Here is a 15,636-nt window from a genome sequence, read left to right on the forward strand (position 1 = left end):
CGTCCACCCCGCCGTCCCGCGCGGCGTGAGTTGACGAACCACCCCCCGCAGCGGTCGATCGCGCACTACCGTGGTCGCCATGTCGTCGCGGGAGTTCGACGATGGGGAGGATCGCGTCCGCGGCAGCGCGGCGCTGCAGCGTTCCCATCACCGGGAGGTGACCCCGCCGGAGGGGTCCTCACCCACCCCTGCCCGCACGACGCCGGGACCACTCGCCCGCCGCGCCGGCGAGCAGGTGCAGCGCACCGACTACACCGAGGCCGGGCGCGACGTGCTGCGTGCCCTCGGCATCGAACCCGAGGCGGCCCCCGCGCCCGCACCCGTCGCCCCCGTCGCACCGCCGCTGGCCCCGGTCCCGCCGCCGGGGCCCGACGCGGCGTCGCCCGAGGAGGACACCGCCCCGCCTCCGCGTCCGGAGTCCGCGGCACCGGAGCCCCTCCGACTGGTCGCGCCCGCCCCCGAGCCCGCCGACCCGGAGCCGCCCGCCTCCGCGCCGACGCGCACGATCCCGGGGCGGGTGTCCCGCGACCCCGAGACCGGCCCCGTGCCGGTCGTGCGCCCCGACCGGCGCGCCACCCGCAGCCGCGGACGCGGCGCTCGGGCGAAGCGCACGCGGCCGGCCCTGGCCCCGGTCGCGCCCGTCGCGCAGACGGCCGAGTCGATCGGGCTCTCGGTGCCGGCCCCCGTCGCGCCGCCGCCGAGCCGACGGGCCGAGCCGCCCGCACGCGGGCCCTCCACCGACGTGGTGTTCACCCCCCGCAGCGGGCTGCGCGCAGTGCTCGGCGTGCTCCTGCTGGCCTCGGCCGTCGCCACCGTGTTCGCCGCGATCGCGGCCTACGACCACCGCACCACCCTGGCCGTCGGCACCTGCGGCACGCTGCTCGGCGTCACCCTGGCCCTCTACGGCATCCGGGCCGGATCCAGCCCGGCGCGGCTCCGCATCCACGGCGGGCAGCTGGAGGTCGTGCGGGGCGCGGAGCGCGACGTCTTCGACCTCACCAGCCGCTACACCCGCATCCAGATCGTCGGCGAGCCCGGGCGCCGGGGCTGGAAGGTGCGCTTCGCCCGCTTCGGCCGCGACCCGCTCGTCATCGACGCCTCGATGGTCGACCCCCACGCGTTCCTCGCCGAGCTCAACCGCCACCGCCCCTCGGCCGAGCGCGGCTGAGCGCGGGTGAGCAGGCCGCCCCAACGGTCGACTCAGCCGACCGGCACCCAGTAGCGGCGCTTGCCGTCCAGGACGTCCTCGAGCACCCCGCCCGCACCCTCGATGGTGCGCCACGAGCCGACGTTGTCGTCGTCGCAGGTGACCAGCGCCTGCGACACGCCGACCTCGCCCAGCAGGGCCAGCCCGGCGCGCAGACCGGCGGCGGCGTGGCCCTCACGACGACGGGAGGGCCGCACGGCGTAGCCGATGTGCCCGCCGTCGCGGCGCAGTCCCTCGTTCAGCTCCAGCCGCACGTCGAGGAAGCCCACGACCTCGCCGTGGTCGTCGACCAGCCACCGGGTGTCGCTCGGCACCCACCGCTCGCCGTGACGACGGTCGTTGTGGGCCGCCAGCGCGGCCACGACGTCGGCGCAGCGCTCGGGGGGGGGCGGCGTCCAGACCTCGCGGGGCATCGACCACAGGGCGGCGCCCGGCACGTGCTCGGTGCCGTCGGCCAGGAACTCCTGGAGCGCGGCCGCCCAGGAGGCGGCGTAGCGGGTGTCGGGCTTGGCGGCGCGGGTCATGCCTGCAGCCGATCACATCGCCCCACGAGCGCTCCACCCGATTCCTGGCCCGAAAATAGAACGTGTTCTAGAGTGCGGGGCGTGGTGGACCTCGGCGGCTTCGTCCGCGACGACCTGACCGATGCCGAGATCGAGCGCGAGGCGGCCCTGTACGGACCCCTCACCGACGCCGTGCGCGGGCTGGTGGACGCCACGATCCGCACGACGGTCGACGACGACGAGATCCGCGCGGTGACGGCCGAGGTGGAGGCCCTCACCGCCCGCCTGCGCGCCCGACAGCTGCCGGGCGCGTTCGGCGTGCGCTACAACCCCGAGGGTCGCGGTCGCCCCTGGGGCAACAGCGTGGTGGGCCTGCGCAACCCGATCGCGCCGCCCGTGCGCACCGTGCACCACCCCGACCACACCGGGGAGATCTGGACGGAGTTCCACCTCGGCGCGGCCTACGAGGGCCCGCCCGGGCACGTGCACGGCGGCGTGCTCGCGCTGATCCTGGACCAGCTGCTCGGCGAGTCGGCGGGCTCGGGCCGGCGTCCCGGGATGACCGGCACGCTCACGATCCGCTACCACCGCGCGACGCCGTTGGGGGCGCTGCGCGGCGAGGCCCGCATCGAGCGCACCGAGGGCATCAAGACCTACGCCGTCGGCACCCTCGCCGACGCCGACGGCGTGACCGTCGAGGCCCAGGGCGTCTTCATCCTCCCGCGCTGGGCGCGCGAGCGGATGGAGCGCGACCCGGACGCCGAGAGCCCGCGCTACTTCGAGTAGCGCGGGCTCCCCGGGGACTCCGGATCCGACGTGACCGGCGGGGCTCAGCCGACCTTCACGCCGCGGGCGCCGGCGTCGGTGAGCCGGACCTCCTCGGCGGCCTGGGCCTCCAGCTGCGCGCGGCGGGCGGCCTCGGCGTCGGCGTCGTAGGCGCCGGGCGCGGAGACGAGGTCGGCGGTGCCGCCCTCGAGGCGGGAGAGGGCCGAGCGGGCGAAGATCTGCTGCTCGGTGGCGGTGCGCTCGGAGCGGCCGCGGCCCAGGAACGAGACGGCCCAGTGGCCCAGGGCGGTGACCCGGTTCTTGAAGCCGGTGATGTAGACCAGGTGCACGGCCAGCCACATCAGCCAGGCCAGGACGCCGGTGACGCGGATCTTGCCGATGCTGGCCACGGCCTGGAACCGGCTGATGGTGGCCATCGAGCCCTTGTCGAAGTAGGAGAACGGCGCCTGGGCGGGCTTGCCCTTCAGCCGGCGGTCGATCTCCTTGGCGGCGTACTTCGCGCCCTGGATCGCGACCTGCGCGACGCCGGGGAGGTTGTCGAGGGCGATCATGTCGCCGACCACGAAGACCTCCGGGTGGCCCGGGAGGGTGAGGTCGGGGTTGACGCCGATCCGGCCGGCGCGGTCCAGCGGCGCGCCGGTCTGCGCGGCGAGCAGCGCCGCGAGCGGGCTGGCCTGCACGCCGGCCGCCCACACCTTGGTGACGGCCTCGATGCGCTCGGTGCGCCCGTCCTTGAACTTCACGACCAGGCCGCGCTCGTCGACGTCGGTGACCATCGCGCCGAGCATGACCTCGACGTTGCGCTTCTCCAGCGCCTGCTTCGACCACAGCCCGAGCTTGTGCCCGAACGGCGGCAGCACCTGAGGGGCGGCGTCGATGAGCACGACGCGGGCGGTGCGGGTGTTGATGGCCCGGAAGTCGCGCTTGAGGGTGCGCTGGGCGAGCTCGGCGATCTGACCGGCCATCTCGACACCGGTGGGGCCGGCGCCGACGACGACGAAGGTGAGCAGGTGGTCGACGTCCTCGCCGCGCATGGCGCCGAGCTCGGCCAGCTCGAAGGCCCCGAAGATGCGACCGCGCAGCTCGAGGGCGTCGTCGATGTTCTTCATGCCGGGGGCGAACTCGGCGAAATGGTCGTTGCCGAAGTAGGACTGCCCGGCGCCGGCGGCCACGATGAGGGAGTCGTAGTGCGACACCGTCTCGCGCCCGAGCACGTGGGAGGTGACCGTGCGGGCCTCGAGGTCGATGTCGGTGACCTCGCCCAGCAGCACCTGCGCGTTGCGCTGGGAGGCCAGGATCTCGCGGGTCGGGGGCGCGATCTCGCCCTCGGACAGGATGCCGGTCGCCACCTGGTAGAGCAGCGGCTGGAAGAGGTGGTGGGTGGTCTTGGCGACCATCGTGACGTCGACGTCGGAGCGACGCAGCGCACGGGTGCCGAAGAGGCCACCGAAGCCGGAGCCGATCACGACCACGCGGTGACGGCCGGTCGGGCTCGCTCCCGTGGCGGCGTCGGTCGGGTTCGGGTTCTGGCTGGCCATGGTGGACTCCTGCAAACTCTCGTGGTCGGGGACGTTCGGCCCAACCTCCATTGTCCCCCGACCACAGGGGTGGTCTTCACCCTGAGCGAGTCGCCTGCGTCACGTCCACCCCTGCGGCAGAATGTGACCAGGCGTCGGGTTTGCCACGGGCTCGGGCGGGTAAGCGGGCGCTGACGGCTGTGCCGTCGATCCGCGTCACCCGCACCACCCCCTCAGTACCGTCTCGGAACCCGCCTCTGCCCCCCGTCGGAACCCGGAGAGACCCGTGCCATTGAGCAGGCCCGCCCTCACGCTGGGCCGTGGTCCGCGCGGAGCGCAGGACGCGCGCCGGTGGGTGGTCTCCACGTTCGAGGACATCGGGCGCCAGGACCTCGTGGAGTGCGCCGAGATGGCGGTCTCCGAGCTGGTCACCAACGCGGTGCTGCACGCCGAGCCGCCGATCGAGGTGCGGGTGCGGGGCACCGTCGCCCAGCCGCGCGTGGAGGTCCGCGACGGGTCCCCCGAGCCGCCGGCGCTGCCCTCCCAGCCGCAGCCGGGCAGTGAGGACGACCTCGACGACCTGCTGCTCACCTTCGGCCGCGGCCTCACGATCGTGGCGCGCGCCGCCGCCGCGTGGGGCGCGGTGCTCGAGGACGACGGCAAGGTCGTGTGGTTCGTGCCCGCCCCGGAGTTCAACGAGGGACCGGGCACCGTCGGGCTGGTCACCGGGGTCGATCCCGTGCCGGCCCTCGGCGCCCACGACGGCCTCGACGTCGCCCTGCACGACGTGCCCCTCGCGGAGTACCTCGACTTCCAGCGCCAGTTCCGCGAGCTGCGGCGCGAGGTGCGGCTGCTCGCCCTCACCGCCGACCAGCCGCGGGCCCGCGACCTCTCGGCCGCCTTCGACCTCCTCGGCCGCCCGCTCACCGAGGGCGCGGTGGCCCAGCAGCTGGACCGGGCGCTGGAGGAGCACCGCACCTCCCTGGACCTGCTCGTCCCGGTGCCGATGAGCAGCGCCGACCTCGCGCGGCTGCGCACCATGCTCGACGTCGCCGACGAGTTCTGCCGCCAGGAGAAGCTGCTCTCCCTGGCCCGCACCACCGAGCAGCGCGACTTCCAGGAGTGGCTGCTGGCCGCCCTCGAGCAGCAGGCGCGGCTCCTCGCGGCCGAGCGCGGCGCCCACGGCCACGCCCCGCCGGAGCGGCTCGCCCGGTGACCCCGTCGCGGCGCCTGCTCCTCGTCGTCGCGGCCGGAGGGGCGCTCGGCGCGCTGCTGCGCTGGGGGCTGGGCGAGTGGCGACCCGCCGACGGCGGGCTCGACGTCACCACCCTGGGCATCAACGTCACGGGGTGCTTCCTGCTCGCCCTCCTGCCCGCGTGGGAGCGGGTGCGCGGCTCCGAGCCGCTGCGGGTGTTCCTGGGGCCCGGCGTACTCGGCGGCTACACCACGTTCTCGGCCGTCTCGGAGCAGACCCGCGCCCATCTCGACGCCGGCGAGCCGATCACCGCACTGGCCACCCTGCTCGGCACGCTCCTCGCCTGCCTGGGCGCCGCGGCCCTCGGCGCGCGTCTGGCGGCCAGGTGAGCGCGCTGATCACCCCGCTCGCCGTCGCCCTCGGCGCGGCGCTGGGCGCCGTGCTCCGCCTCCTGATCGGCAGCCGCTACGACGCCGAGGTGCCGTGGGGCACGCTCGGGGTCAACGTGGTCGGCTCGGGGGTGCTGGGCCTGGCCGCCGGTCTCGGCCTGCACGGCGACACCCTCGCCCTGGTCGGCACCGGGTTCTGCGGCGGCCTCACCACCTACTCCTCCTTCGCGGTGCAGTCGGTCGGGCTCGGCCCACGGCGCGGGGCGGGGTACGCCGCGGCGTCGCTGGCGCTCGGCCTGCTCGCGGCGAGCCTCGGCTACATCGTCGGCCGGCCGCTCGGGTCCTGACCAGGGTCGCTCAGGCGTACCCGAGGTCGTGCAGGCGGTCGTCGTCGATGCCGAAGTGGTGGGCGATCTCGTGCACCACGGTGATCCGCACCTCCTCGACCAGGTGCTCCTCGTCGTCGCAGTAGTCGAGCAGCGGGTTGCGGAAGATGAAGATCCGGTCCGGCAGCAGCCCGCCGTCCATCACCGAGCGCTCGGTGAGCGCCACGCCGTCGTAGAGGCCGAGGAGGTCGTCGGGCTCGCCCTCGGGCGGTTCGTCCTCCACCAGCACCACGACGTTGTGCACGAGCGCGGCGATCTCGTCGGGGATCTCGTCCAACGCCCGGTCGACGAGGACCTCGAACCGCTCGCGCTCCATCTCCACCGGCACGACGCCAGTGTGCGGCAGGCGGCAAAACGCCGCAGGGCCCGGCATGACTGCCGGGCCCTGCGGACTGGCGACCCCGACGGGACTCGAACCCGCGGCCTCCGCCGTGACAGGGCGGCGCGCTAACCAACTGCGCTACGGGGCCAGTGCTCCACTGGTGGAGCGCGTGAACTGTAACGCACCACCGACCCCCGCGACCAAATCGGCACCCGCCGGGCGGCCGGACGACGACCGACCGCCGTGCGCGCCGTCGCGGCCTCCGGGTCAGCGACGCCCGTGCCGGCGTCCGACTACCTGCGCAGGTAGTCGCGGGACGCTCGGGCGGCGGACAGGATGGGATCCGTGAGGTGGACGCGCGAGAGGTCCGAGCAGGCGATGCTCGGGATCGGGGTGGGTGTCGGGATCGGTGCGATGGTGTCGCCGGAGGCGCTCCAACGAATGTTCGGGGTGCCGAGGAGCCAGGTGACAGCGGCGGGCGCGCTGGGGTGGCGGTTGTTCGCGGCGCGGAACCTGTACCTGGGCGCGCGGGCCCTCCGGGGTGACCGACAGGCGGTGGCGGCCTACGGGCACCTGCAGGTGATCGACCAGGCGGTGTTCTGGTCGGCGTTGTCCTCAGGCCGGATCCCGCGGCGCACCAGCGTCCTGGCGATCCTGACGTCGGGGGCGGTCGTGGCCCTGGACCGACACCGGCGTTCCGCCTGATCGGTGCCCGGCCGGCTCGGCACGGCACCACCCGTGGCGCTCACCCGTGGATGCGGCGTCGATTCGGCGTGGCTCGGGCGGGAGACGACAGTGGCCCCCTGACCTACGTTGCCGCAGGTCAGGGGCCACCGGCTCCTGGCACCCCCAACGGGATTCGAACCCGTGCTACCGCCGTGAAAGGGCGACGTCCTAGGCCGCTAGACGATGAGGGCGTGGTGCGCTCCCAATCGTAGAGCCAGGAAGTGCGACCGAACCCCCTGCCCCACCGCTCACGGGCCGGGTAGGTTGCCAGTGACCGCTGACCTCGGCCGCTGCGGCCACCGACAACCGGGCAGGAATCGACGATGATCGCGCTCACCAAGGGCACCAACGCCCCCCTCGACGTCCGCCAGGTCACGGTGACCGTGGACGTCAACGCCACCGCCGACCTCTCCGCGCTCCTGCTCGCCGCCGGCGGCAAGGTGCGTTCGGAGAGCGACTTCATCTTCTACAACGCCCCCACGGGCCCCGGCGTCACCTGCGTGTCGCCCGCCGGCGGTGCGGGCTGGCAGGTCAAGGTCGATCTCGACGCGGTGCCCGCCGACGTCGAGGTCGTGCGTTTGGTCACCTCCCTCGACGACGGCGGCAAGACGTTCGGGCAGGTGGGTCAGCCGCTCGCCCGGGTCAGCGACGCCGCGGGCACCCCGCTGGTGGAGTTCGCCATGACCGGGCTGAGCACCGAGGTCATCGTCATGCCGCTGGAGCTGTACCGCCGCAACGGCGCCTGGAAGGTGCGCGCGGTGGGCCAGGGCTACGCCGGTGGACTGGTGGCGCTGCTCGGCGACCACGGCATCGAGGCCAGCGACGGCCCCGCCCAGCCCGCGGCGGCCCCCGCCGCCCCCAGCACCCCGGTCCCGCCGCCGCCGGTGGCCGCCACCACGCCGCCGCCCCCGCCCCCGGCGCCCGCTGCCGCGCTCGGCTCGACGCCGCCGCCCCCGCCGGCCCCGCCCGCCCCCTCGATGGCGAGCACCCCGCCCCCGCCGGCCCCGCCGGCGCCCGCCGCTCCGGCCGCAGGCGGCGGGGTCAACCTCACCAAGGGCCGCCCGGTGAGCCTCGCCAAGGGCCAGACGGTGAACCTGGTCAAGGACGGCGGCCAGAAGCTCGGGCTGGTCCGCATGGGCCTGGGCTGGGACCCGATCAAGAAGGGCGGGCTGTTCGGCAGCCGGGAGGTCGACATCGACCTCGACGCCTCGGCGGTGATGTTCGCGGGCAGCACGCTCGCCGACATCGCCTTCTACAACCAGCTCACGTCCAAGGACGGCTCGATCCAGCACACCGGCGACAACCGCACCGGCGACGGCGACGGCGACGACGAGGTCGTGATGGTCGACCTCAACCGGGTGCCGGTGCACGTCGACTCGGTGATCTTCATCGTCACCAGCTACCAGGGGCAGACCTTCGAGCAGGTGTCCAACGCCTTCTGCCGCCTCGTCGACCAGACCGACGGCGAGCTCGCGCGCTTCACCCTGGCCGGCGGCATGCCGTTCACGGGCCTGGCGATGGCGCGGATGTACCGCCAGGGCGACATCTGGCAGTTCCAGGCGATCGGTGAGGGCCTGCAGGCCAAGACCCCGCTGGACGCCCTGCCGCACCTCGCCAAGTACGTCGGCGGCAAGCACTGATCCGGCGGCGCTCCGTATCCGCGCGATGACCGCCCTGCGCAGCGGCGAGAACCGGCCCTGGCCGCACCTGCGCTTCACGGCCTACCTCGACGGCGCCCGGGTGGCGGGACTGCTCCTGGGCGCCGACGGGCGCGCCGTCACGGCGAGGCCGTGGCTCCTGCCCGGCGTCGCCGTGCCCGGGGTGGACCTGCTGCCCGGGCCCCCGGCGGGGCTCAGCGCCGTGGTCGGGTCGATCCCGGCCGAGGTCGCCACCGTGCTCGTGATCGCCACCGGCTTCTCATCCGCGCCCACGGCGCACCTCGTGGCCGACGACGGCGCCGTGGTCGCCACCGTCACCCCCGCCTCGCTGGCGGGCGAGACCGCCCTGGTGATGGCGCAGCTCTACCGGCGCGACGGCGCCTGGAAGGTCCGGGCGCTCGCCCAGGGCTACCGCGGGGGACTGGCCGAGCTCTCCTCGGTGTACGGCGCTCCCGCACCGGACGCGAGCGCTCCCCCACCCCCGCCGCCGACCACGGCGGCGCCCGCTCCGATACCCACCCCGTCACCCACCCCGTCACCCGCTCCGTCAGCCGGGCCCGCGCCGGTGTCGGCCGTGCCCCCGGACCTCGACCCGGTGCGCCAGGTCTCGATGATCCTCGACGACGCCTCCCGCACCACCGCCTCGCGGGAGTCCACCGAGCGGTTCGCCCGCGAGCAGCTCGAACGCGACCTGGAGCGCATCGTCGGCGATCCCGCGCTGCGAGTGGGGCCCGCCGCCGACGCCGCCCGCGCGGCCGCCCAGCAGCAGCACGACCGGCTCGTCGGACAGGCACGCGACCGTCACGCCACCGACCTCGCCCAGCTCACCCGCGAGCTCGACGACCTCGAGCGCCGCCTCCCGGCGTCGCTGGCGGGCTGGGACTCACCCGCCTGGTCCGGCGGCGTCGTCGAGACCGAGCCGGCGTGGGCGGTGCGGGTCGGCGAGCTGGCGCCCGTCGCCAACCCCGCCTTCCGGCTGCCGATGGTCCGCACGGTGCCGTTCACCCCACCGCTGTGGATCGAGTTCGACGGCCACCGCACCACCGCCCCCGGCGCGATGCTCGTCTCCCTCGCGATCCGGGTGGCCCTGGCGTCCCCGCGCCCGCCCCACATCAGTGTCATCGACGTCGGCGGTCGTACTCCCCTGACCGGCCTCCCGGCGCGCACCACGGTGGCCACCGACGCCGCCACGGCCGCGGCCGTGCTCGAGGAGCACGTGCAGCACCTCGGGCTGGTCGACATGGCGCGCGGGTCGGGCGGCCTGGAGCACCTGCCCCCCGACCAGCGGCCCGGCCGGCTGCTGATCCTCACCGACCTCCCCGGGGTCCTGGACGAGTCCTCGGTGGCCCGGCTGCACCAGGTGCTGCTGCAGGGGCCCGGCCTCGGCACAGGACTCGTGCTCGCCGGCCGCGACCCCGCACCGCTCGGGCTGCCGGTGCTCGACGCGATGCGCCAGTCCTGCCTGCGGATCACCCCGACGCCCGGCGGCGACCTCACCGACGGCTTCGGCGGCGTCGACTGGATCTTCCACCCCGACCTCGGGCCGGCCGATCCCGACACCGCCACCCGGGTGCAGTCGACGCTGGCCGCCCGCACCACCGACCCCGGCCGTCCCGGCGGGTGACCACCCCGGGAACCGCCGTCGCCGAGGGGGGTGGATGCTGCACCGGTGAGGCGGCTGCGGTATGGTTGCGCGCGCTGGGGCAGGTAGCTCAGTTGGTACGAGCGTCCGCCTGAAAAGTGGAAGGTCGGCGGTTCGACCCCGCCCCTGCCCACCAGCATCGAAGGCCCCCACCGGTTCCGGTGGGGGCCTTCGGCGTTCGGGCGACCGGTGGCGGTCGCGGGGCACTCAGGCGACGACGAGGTCCTCGCGGCCGGCGGCGCGCAGGGTGTCGACGTAGAGCGGGAAGAGCTTCTTGCCCAGCGGGGCGAGCTTGAGCAGGCTGGCCACGTTGCCGTCGACCCGGATCCGCTGCCGGGCCATGGCCAACGGCAGGTTGACCTTGCCCTGCCAGTAGGCGCTGCCGGTGTCGGCGCTCATGTGCATCGTCGCGTCGGGGGCGGGCATGCCGGCGCCGTCGCCGATCTCCTGGCGCGCCATGTCCACGACCATCTCGGCGTCGGGCTCGGTGAAGGCGAAACGGACCACCAGACCGGTGGCCACCATGCGGGGGCCGATCTCGGGGTCGTCGAAGCCGGCGCGGAACACGCTGCCGATGAAGTGGCGGACCTCGTCGGCGTCCTGGAATCCCATGGGGGTCCTCTCGTCGGAGTGGGGTGGGGGGGTCAGAAGAGTCGGCGCATCAGCGCCTGGGCGCGCGGGCCGTAGGGCGGGTAGACGAGGGAGGGGTCGGGCCACTGCCGCTTGAGGGCCACCGCCTTGCGGTGGCTCATCGCCTGGAACCCCCACTCGCCGTGGTAGGCGCCCATGCCGCTGGCGCCGACGCCGCCGAAGGGCAGGCTGGGGATGAGGTAGTGGATGGCGCAGTGGTTCACCACCGCGCCACCGGCCGGGATCGCGGCGACGACCCGGTCGGCGAGCGCGGCGTCGCGGGTGAAGACGTAGAGGCCTAGCGGCGTGGGGCGGTCGTTCACCAGCGCGATCGCCGCCTCGACCGAGTCGATGCCGACCACGGGCAGGATCGGGCCGAAGATCTCCTCGGTCATCAGGGGCTCGTCGGGAGCGGGGTCCACGACGATGGTGGGCTCGAGTGTCAGCGCGGCGGCGTCACGACCACCACCGATGGCGACGGTGCCGCGGGTGGCGTCGAGCGCGGCGCCGAGCCGCTCGAACTGGCGGGCATTGACGATGCGCTTGCCGCCGGTCTCCTCGGCGGTGAACTCGGCGAACGTCGCGCGCAGCCGCTCGACCAGGGCGTCCTGCGCACGCCGCTCGACCAGCACGTAGTCGGGGGCGATGCAGGTCTGGCCGGAGTTCATCAGCTTCACCCACGAGATCCGGCGCGCGACGACGTCGAGGTCGCTGTCGGCGGTCACGATCGCGGGGCTCTTGCCGCCCAGCTCGAGAGTGACCGGGGTGAGCGTGGCGGCGGCGCCGGCCATGATCCGGCGCCCGATCTCGGTGCCGCCGGTGAAGAAGGCGTGGTCGAAGCCGGCGGCGAGCAGCTCCTGGGTGACGACGCCGTCGCCCCCCACCACCGCGACGGCGTCGGGGTCGAGGTAGGCGGGCAGCACGGTGGCGAGCAGCCGCGAGGTGGCGGGGGCCACCTCGGAGGGCTTGAGCACGACGGCGTTGCCCGCGGCGAGGGCCGCCACCATCGGCCCCAGGGACAGGTTGACGGGGTAGTTCCACGGCCCGATCACGAGCACGACGCCCAGCGGCTCGTACTGCACCCGGGCCCGTACAGGCCGTTGGGTGAGCGGCACGGGACGCCGCCGCGGGCGCATCCACCGGGCGAGGTGCTTGAGGGCCAGCTCGGCGTCGCCGGTGGGCGGGGCGACGTCGCCGAACCAGGCCTCGAAAGGGCTGCGCCCCAGGTCGGCGGCCAGCGCCTCGGCGATCTCGGACTCGCGCTCGCGCAGGAACGCCAGCAGGCCCTGCAGCTGGCTCCGGCGCCAGGCGGCGTCGCGGGTGCGGCCGCTGCGCACGGTGCCGCGCAGCCGGGCCACGAGGGAGTCGGGCGACTCCGCCAGGCGGGTGACGGGGGCCGTGGTGTCAGCGATGTGAGCGGTCTCAGGGGTCATGGGGGGCTCCGGGGAGAGGGTCGGCGTGAGGAGTCGGACTCAGGCGAGGGTGTAGGGGAGGGTCTTCACGGCGCGCACGAAGTTGCCGGTGAGGTAGTCGGGCTCGCCCAGCTGCAGGCCCGGCGCCCGGGTGAGCAGCTGGTGCACGAGCGCGCGCAGCTGCTTCTTGGCCACGAACGTGCCCAGGCAGTAGTGCGGACCGCCGCCGCCGAACCCGACGTGCGGGTTGGGCGAGCGGCTGAGGTCGAAGCGGTGGGGGTCGGCGAACACCTGCTCGTCGCGGTTGGCCGAGGAGTACATCAGCGCGATCCACTCGCCCTCGCGGATGCGCTCACCGCCGAGCTCGGTGTCCTGGGTGGCCGTGCGGCGGAAGGTCATCACCGGGGTGGCCCAGCGCACGAACTCCTCCAACGCGGTGGCGATGCGCGCGTCGTAGTCGGCGAGGAGCCAGTCCCGCTGGTCGGGGTGCTGCTGGAGGGCGCGCATGGTGAGGCTGATGGAGTTGCGGGTGGTGTCGTTGCCGGCCACTGAGAGCAGCACGAAGAACGAGCCGATCTCCTCGTCGGTGAGGCGGCGGCCCTCGACCTCGGCCTGCACGAGGTTGGTCATGAGGTCGTCGGCGGGGTGGCTGCGGCGCTCCTCGGCGAGCTCCAGACCCATCATCAGCAGCCCGACGAGCGCCTCGTTGAGGACCTCGCCGGGCTCGCGGCCGGCGGCGACGTCGGCGTCGTTCCACGACACCATGCCGTCGGCGTAGTGGGCGGCCAGGTCGCGCTTCTCGGGGTCCTCCAGCCCGACCATCTCGTAGATGGTCCACATGGGCAGCCGCTTGCTGACCTGCGCCACGAAGTCACCGGAGCCCCCACCCGCGAGCAGCTCGTCGACGATGAGCGCGGCCTGCCGCTCGATCTGGCCCTCCATCGCCGCGATCTGGCGCGGGGTGAACGCGGCGCTCACGAGCTTGCGGATGACGCCGTGCCGCGGGGCGTCCATGCCGAGGAAGCTGCCGGCGGCCTCGTTGACGTCCTCGGGCACCTCCTCCATCTGGAACCCCTGGCCGGAGCAGAACAGCTCGGGGTGGCGGCTGACGTGGCTCACGAGCTCGTGTGTGGTCACGGCCCACACGCCGTCGTTCTCCGGGGGCATCAGCGCACCCTCGATGGGCGGGTGCCAGCTGATCGGGGCCTGCGCGCGCAGCCGGGCGAAGGTCTCCTCGCGCTCCTCGGCGGTGAGCGCCCAGAAGGCCAGCGGGGAGATCGAGTCGGGGTGGAAGGCGCGCACGCCGCGCTCCCGTCCGGGAGGGGCACCGGGGTGCCGTGTGGGTCAGGTCACACCGCACCATAATGTGAGTTACGGGCTTCGTCCATGCTCGGTCGCGAGCGATCGATCCGAGTCGTTCGGATCCGAACGTTATGATCCCGGCATGCACGCCCTCGTCGTCGCCCACGATCACGTCTCCCCCGCGGGCCATGTCGGACAGGCCCTGCGCGAGCGCGGCTACGACCTCGTGCACCACCGGGTGGTGCCGGCCGACCGACACGCCCGCCCCGACGTCGAGACCGACTTCCCCGACTTCACCGCCGCCGACCTCGTGGTCCTGCTCGGCGCGCCGTGGTCGGTCTACGACCGCGACCGCATCGGGAACTGGCTGGCGCCCGAGCAGCAGCAGATCCGCGCCGCCGACGCCGCCGGCGTGCCGATCCTGGGCATCTGCTTCGGCGGCCAGCTGCTCGCCGACACCTTCGGCGGCAGCGTCGCCGCCTCCCCCGAGCCGGAGATCGGCTGGTCGGAGGTGGCCTCCGACGACGAGTCGATCGTGCCGGCGGGGCCGTGGTTCCAGTGGCACTCCGACCGCTGGACCCTGCCGCCCGGCGCCACCGAGATCGCCCGCAACCGCGCCGCCTCCCAGGCCTTCCGCCTCGGCCGCCACCTCGCCGTGCAGTTCCACCCCGAACTGACGGCGTCCGGACTGGAGGGCTGGATCGAGAACGGCGGACGGGCCGCCCTGCGCGAGCGCGGCCTCGACCCGGCCGAACTGGTGGCCCGGACCCGCGCCGTCGAGGAGCGCTCCCGAGCACGCACCGACCGGCTGGTCGGCGGGTTCCTCGCGCACCTGGAGGGGTAGACCCGACCCTCTCCCCGAGATATCGTTCGGATACAAACGATCTACGGAGAGTGACCCATGAGCCTCGCGCAGACGCCCCCCGGCCGGACCCGCGCCGACACCGAGACCGAGCTCGACCTCGTGGTCGAGCGCGTCGAGACGGTGGCCACCGACGTCGTCGAACTGGTGCTGCGCGCCGCCGACGGCGCCAGCCTCCCCCGCTGGGAGCCGGGCGCGCACCTGGACCTCGTCCTCGGCGAGAACCTGGTACGGCAGTACTCCCTGTGCGGCAACCCGGCCGAGGCCGGGCACTACCGCGTGGCGGTCCTGCGCGAGCCGGCCTCCCGCGGCGGCTCCGTGGCCGTGCATGCACTGCGCGCCGGTGACGCCCTCCGGGCGCGCGGCCCGCGCAACCACTTCCCCCTGCGCCCGGGCCACCACTACGTCTTCATCGCCGGCGGCATCGGCATCACCCCGATCCTGACCATGGTGGAGTCGGCCGAGGCCGCGGGCGCGTCCTGGGAGCTCCACTACGGCGGCCGGACGACGTCGTCGATGGCCTACGCCGAGCGGCTCGCGGCCCTCGGCGACCGGGTGCGGCTGGTGCCCCAGGACACCCACGGCCTGCTCGACCTCGACGCCGTGCTCGGCCTGGCGCGCCCGGACACCCTCGTGTACTGCTGCGGCCCCGAGCCGCTGCTGCAGGCCGTGGAGGAGCGGATGGCCCCCTGGCCGCCCCAGAGCCTGCACCTGGAGCGGTTCGTGGCCCGCGAGCGCGGCGCCGACGACGTCGACCGGCCCTTCGACCTCGTGCTCGAGCGCTCGGGCCTCACCCTGCGCGTGGAGCCCGGCGTCACCGCCTTCGAGGCCATGCGCGCCGCCGGCGTCGCGGTGCTCGGCTCGTGTCTGGAGGGCATCTGCGGCACCTGCGAGCAGGCCGTCGTCGAGGGCGAGGTGGACCACCGCGACTCCGTGCTCGACGCCGAGGAGCAGGCGGCCAACGACTGCCTCATGGTCTGCGTCTCCCGCGCCAAGGGCGACCGCCTGGTCCTCGACGCCTGACCGGGCCCCCGGGGGTACGTTGCAACTAGCGAAATTGGCAGGGCCTCCTGGGGGATACCCGGGCGGCCCGGCCAAT

At 74.3% G+C, this 15,636-nt stretch carries 16 protein-coding genes and 3 tRNA genes; 11 read left to right on the forward strand and 8 right to left on the reverse strand.

Annotation, left to right across the window (positions count from 1 at the left end; all coding sequences use genetic code 11):
* The first annotated feature begins 79 nt into the window (after positions 1-79).
* A complete protein-coding gene (locus tag ACERUJ_RS00480; protein WP_370246470.1) occupies positions 80-1,168 on the forward strand; it encodes a hypothetical protein in 1,089 nt (362 codons plus the stop codon).
* A gap of 32 nt (positions 1,169-1,200) precedes the next feature.
* Here the strand turns inward: ACERUJ_RS00480 and ACERUJ_RS00485 are convergent, their stop codons facing one another.
* Positions 1,201-1,731 (reverse strand): GNAT family N-acetyltransferase, encoded by a 531-nt coding sequence (locus ACERUJ_RS00485; protein WP_370246471.1) that lies wholly within the window; start codon positions 1,729-1,731, stop codon positions 1,201-1,203.
* Between the two features lie 81 nt (positions 1,732-1,812).
* Here ACERUJ_RS00485 and ACERUJ_RS00490 point away from each other — a divergent pair, with 81 nt between their 5' ends.
* Entirely contained in the window at positions 1,813-2,496 is a 684-nt protein-coding gene (locus ACERUJ_RS00490) for a PaaI family thioesterase (RefSeq protein ID WP_370246472.1), read from the forward strand.
* 44 nt (positions 2,497-2,540) lie between these two features.
* Here the strand turns inward: ACERUJ_RS00490 and ACERUJ_RS00495 are convergent, their stop codons facing one another.
* Positions 2,541-4,034, reverse strand: coding sequence for an NAD(P)/FAD-dependent oxidoreductase (locus ACERUJ_RS00495; protein ID WP_370246473.1), 1,494 nt, complete (start codon positions 4,032-4,034; stop codon positions 2,541-2,543).
* 334 nt (positions 4,035-4,368) lie between these two features.
* On the opposite strand from ACERUJ_RS00495, the gene ACERUJ_RS00500 reads away from it, so the two are divergent.
* The 3 genes from ACERUJ_RS00500 to ACERUJ_RS00510 are packed head-to-tail and all read left to right on the forward strand — an operon-like array spanning position 4,369 to position 5,944.
* Complete coding sequence (locus tag ACERUJ_RS00500; RefSeq protein ID WP_370246474.1) at positions 4,369-5,229, forward strand: ATP-binding protein; 861 nt, start codon at positions 4,369-4,371, stop codon at positions 5,227-5,229.
* The gene (locus ACERUJ_RS00505) at positions 5,226-5,597 is read left to right on the forward strand and encodes a CrcB family protein (RefSeq protein ID WP_370246475.1); all 372 of its coding nucleotides are present in this window, start codon (positions 5,226-5,228) and stop codon (positions 5,595-5,597) included. The genes ACERUJ_RS00500 and ACERUJ_RS00505 overlap by 4 nt, the downstream gene beginning before the upstream one ends.
* The gene (locus tag ACERUJ_RS00510) at positions 5,594-5,944 is read left to right on the forward strand and encodes a CrcB family protein (RefSeq protein ID WP_370246476.1); all 351 of its coding nucleotides are present in this window, start codon (positions 5,594-5,596) and stop codon (positions 5,942-5,944) included. Before ACERUJ_RS00505 ends, ACERUJ_RS00510 begins: the two co-directional genes overlap by 4 nt.
* A gap of 10 nt (positions 5,945-5,954) precedes the next feature.
* On the opposite strand, the gene ACERUJ_RS00515 is transcribed toward ACERUJ_RS00510, so the two are convergent.
* Together ACERUJ_RS00515 and ACERUJ_RS00520 are read right to left on the reverse strand one after the other, a co-directional pair.
* Positions 5,955-6,311: a metallopeptidase family protein gene (locus ACERUJ_RS00515; protein ID WP_370246477.1), complete on the reverse strand. Its 357-nt coding sequence runs from the start codon at positions 6,309-6,311 to the stop codon at positions 5,955-5,957.
* Positions 6,312-6,376: 65 nt separating this feature from the next.
* A tRNA-Asp gene (locus ACERUJ_RS00520) sits at positions 6,377-6,453 on the reverse strand.
* A gap of 197 nt (positions 6,454-6,650) precedes the next feature.
* On the opposite strand from ACERUJ_RS00520, the gene ACERUJ_RS00525 reads away from it, so the two are divergent.
* Positions 6,651-7,010: a hypothetical protein gene (locus ACERUJ_RS00525; RefSeq protein WP_370246478.1), complete on the forward strand. Its 360-nt coding sequence runs from the start codon at positions 6,651-6,653 to the stop codon at positions 7,008-7,010.
* 136 nt (positions 7,011-7,146) lie between these two features.
* On the opposite strand, the gene ACERUJ_RS00530 is transcribed toward ACERUJ_RS00525, so the two are convergent.
* Positions 7,147-7,222, reverse strand: a tRNA-Glu gene (locus tag ACERUJ_RS00530).
* Between the two features lie 132 nt (positions 7,223-7,354).
* On the opposite strand from ACERUJ_RS00530, the gene ACERUJ_RS00535 reads away from it, so the two are divergent.
* The 3 genes from ACERUJ_RS00535 to ACERUJ_RS00545 all read left to right on the forward strand — a co-directional run bounded on the left by ACERUJ_RS00535 (position 7,355) and on the right by ACERUJ_RS00545 (position 10,467).
* A complete protein-coding gene (locus ACERUJ_RS00535; RefSeq protein ID WP_370246479.1) occupies positions 7,355-8,671 on the forward strand; it encodes a TerD family protein in 1,317 nt (438 codons plus the stop codon).
* 25 nt (positions 8,672-8,696) lie between these two features.
* A complete protein-coding gene (locus tag ACERUJ_RS00540) occupies positions 8,697-10,313 on the forward strand; it encodes a TerD family protein (RefSeq protein ID WP_370246480.1) in 1,617 nt (538 codons plus the stop codon).
* 77 nt (positions 10,314-10,390) lie between these two features.
* Positions 10,391-10,467 (forward strand) — tRNA-Phe (locus ACERUJ_RS00545).
* A gap of 71 nt (positions 10,468-10,538) precedes the next feature.
* On the opposite strand, the gene ACERUJ_RS00550 is transcribed toward ACERUJ_RS00545, so the two are convergent.
* The 3 genes from ACERUJ_RS00550 to ACERUJ_RS00560 are packed head-to-tail and all read right to left on the reverse strand — an operon-like array spanning position 10,539 to position 13,675.
* Positions 10,539-10,943 carry an SCP2 sterol-binding domain-containing protein gene (locus tag ACERUJ_RS00550; RefSeq protein WP_370246481.1) on the reverse strand — a complete coding sequence of 135 codons (405 nt, stop codon included), beginning with the start codon at positions 10,941-10,943 and terminating at the stop codon, positions 10,539-10,541.
* Positions 10,944-10,975: 32 nt separating this feature from the next.
* The gene (locus ACERUJ_RS00555; protein ID WP_370246482.1) at positions 10,976-12,394 is read right to left on the reverse strand and encodes an aldehyde dehydrogenase family protein; all 1,419 of its coding nucleotides are present in this window, start codon (positions 12,392-12,394) and stop codon (positions 10,976-10,978) included.
* 39 nt (positions 12,395-12,433) lie between these two features.
* Positions 12,434-13,675 carry a cytochrome P450 gene (locus ACERUJ_RS00560; RefSeq protein ID WP_370246483.1) on the reverse strand — a complete coding sequence of 414 codons (1,242 nt, stop codon included), beginning with the start codon at positions 13,673-13,675 and terminating at the stop codon, positions 12,434-12,436.
* A 142-nt stretch (positions 13,676-13,817) separates the two neighbouring features.
* On the opposite strand from ACERUJ_RS00560, the gene ACERUJ_RS00565 reads away from it, so the two are divergent.
* Positions 13,818-14,519, forward strand: a complete 702-nt coding sequence (locus tag ACERUJ_RS00565) for a type 1 glutamine amidotransferase (RefSeq protein ID WP_370246484.1) — start codon at positions 13,818-13,820, stop codon at positions 14,517-14,519.
* A 57-nt stretch (positions 14,520-14,576) separates the two neighbouring features.
* Positions 14,577-15,560 (forward strand): 2Fe-2S iron-sulfur cluster-binding protein, encoded by a 984-nt coding sequence (locus ACERUJ_RS00570; protein ID WP_370246485.1) that lies wholly within the window; start codon positions 14,577-14,579, stop codon positions 15,558-15,560.
* Positions 15,561-15,636: the final 76 nt, after the last annotated feature.

The organism is Nocardioides sp. (genome assembly GCF_964228225.1).
In the GTDB taxonomy this organism is placed as follows: Bacteria; Actinomycetota; Actinomycetes; order Propionibacteriales; family Nocardioidaceae; genus Nocardioides.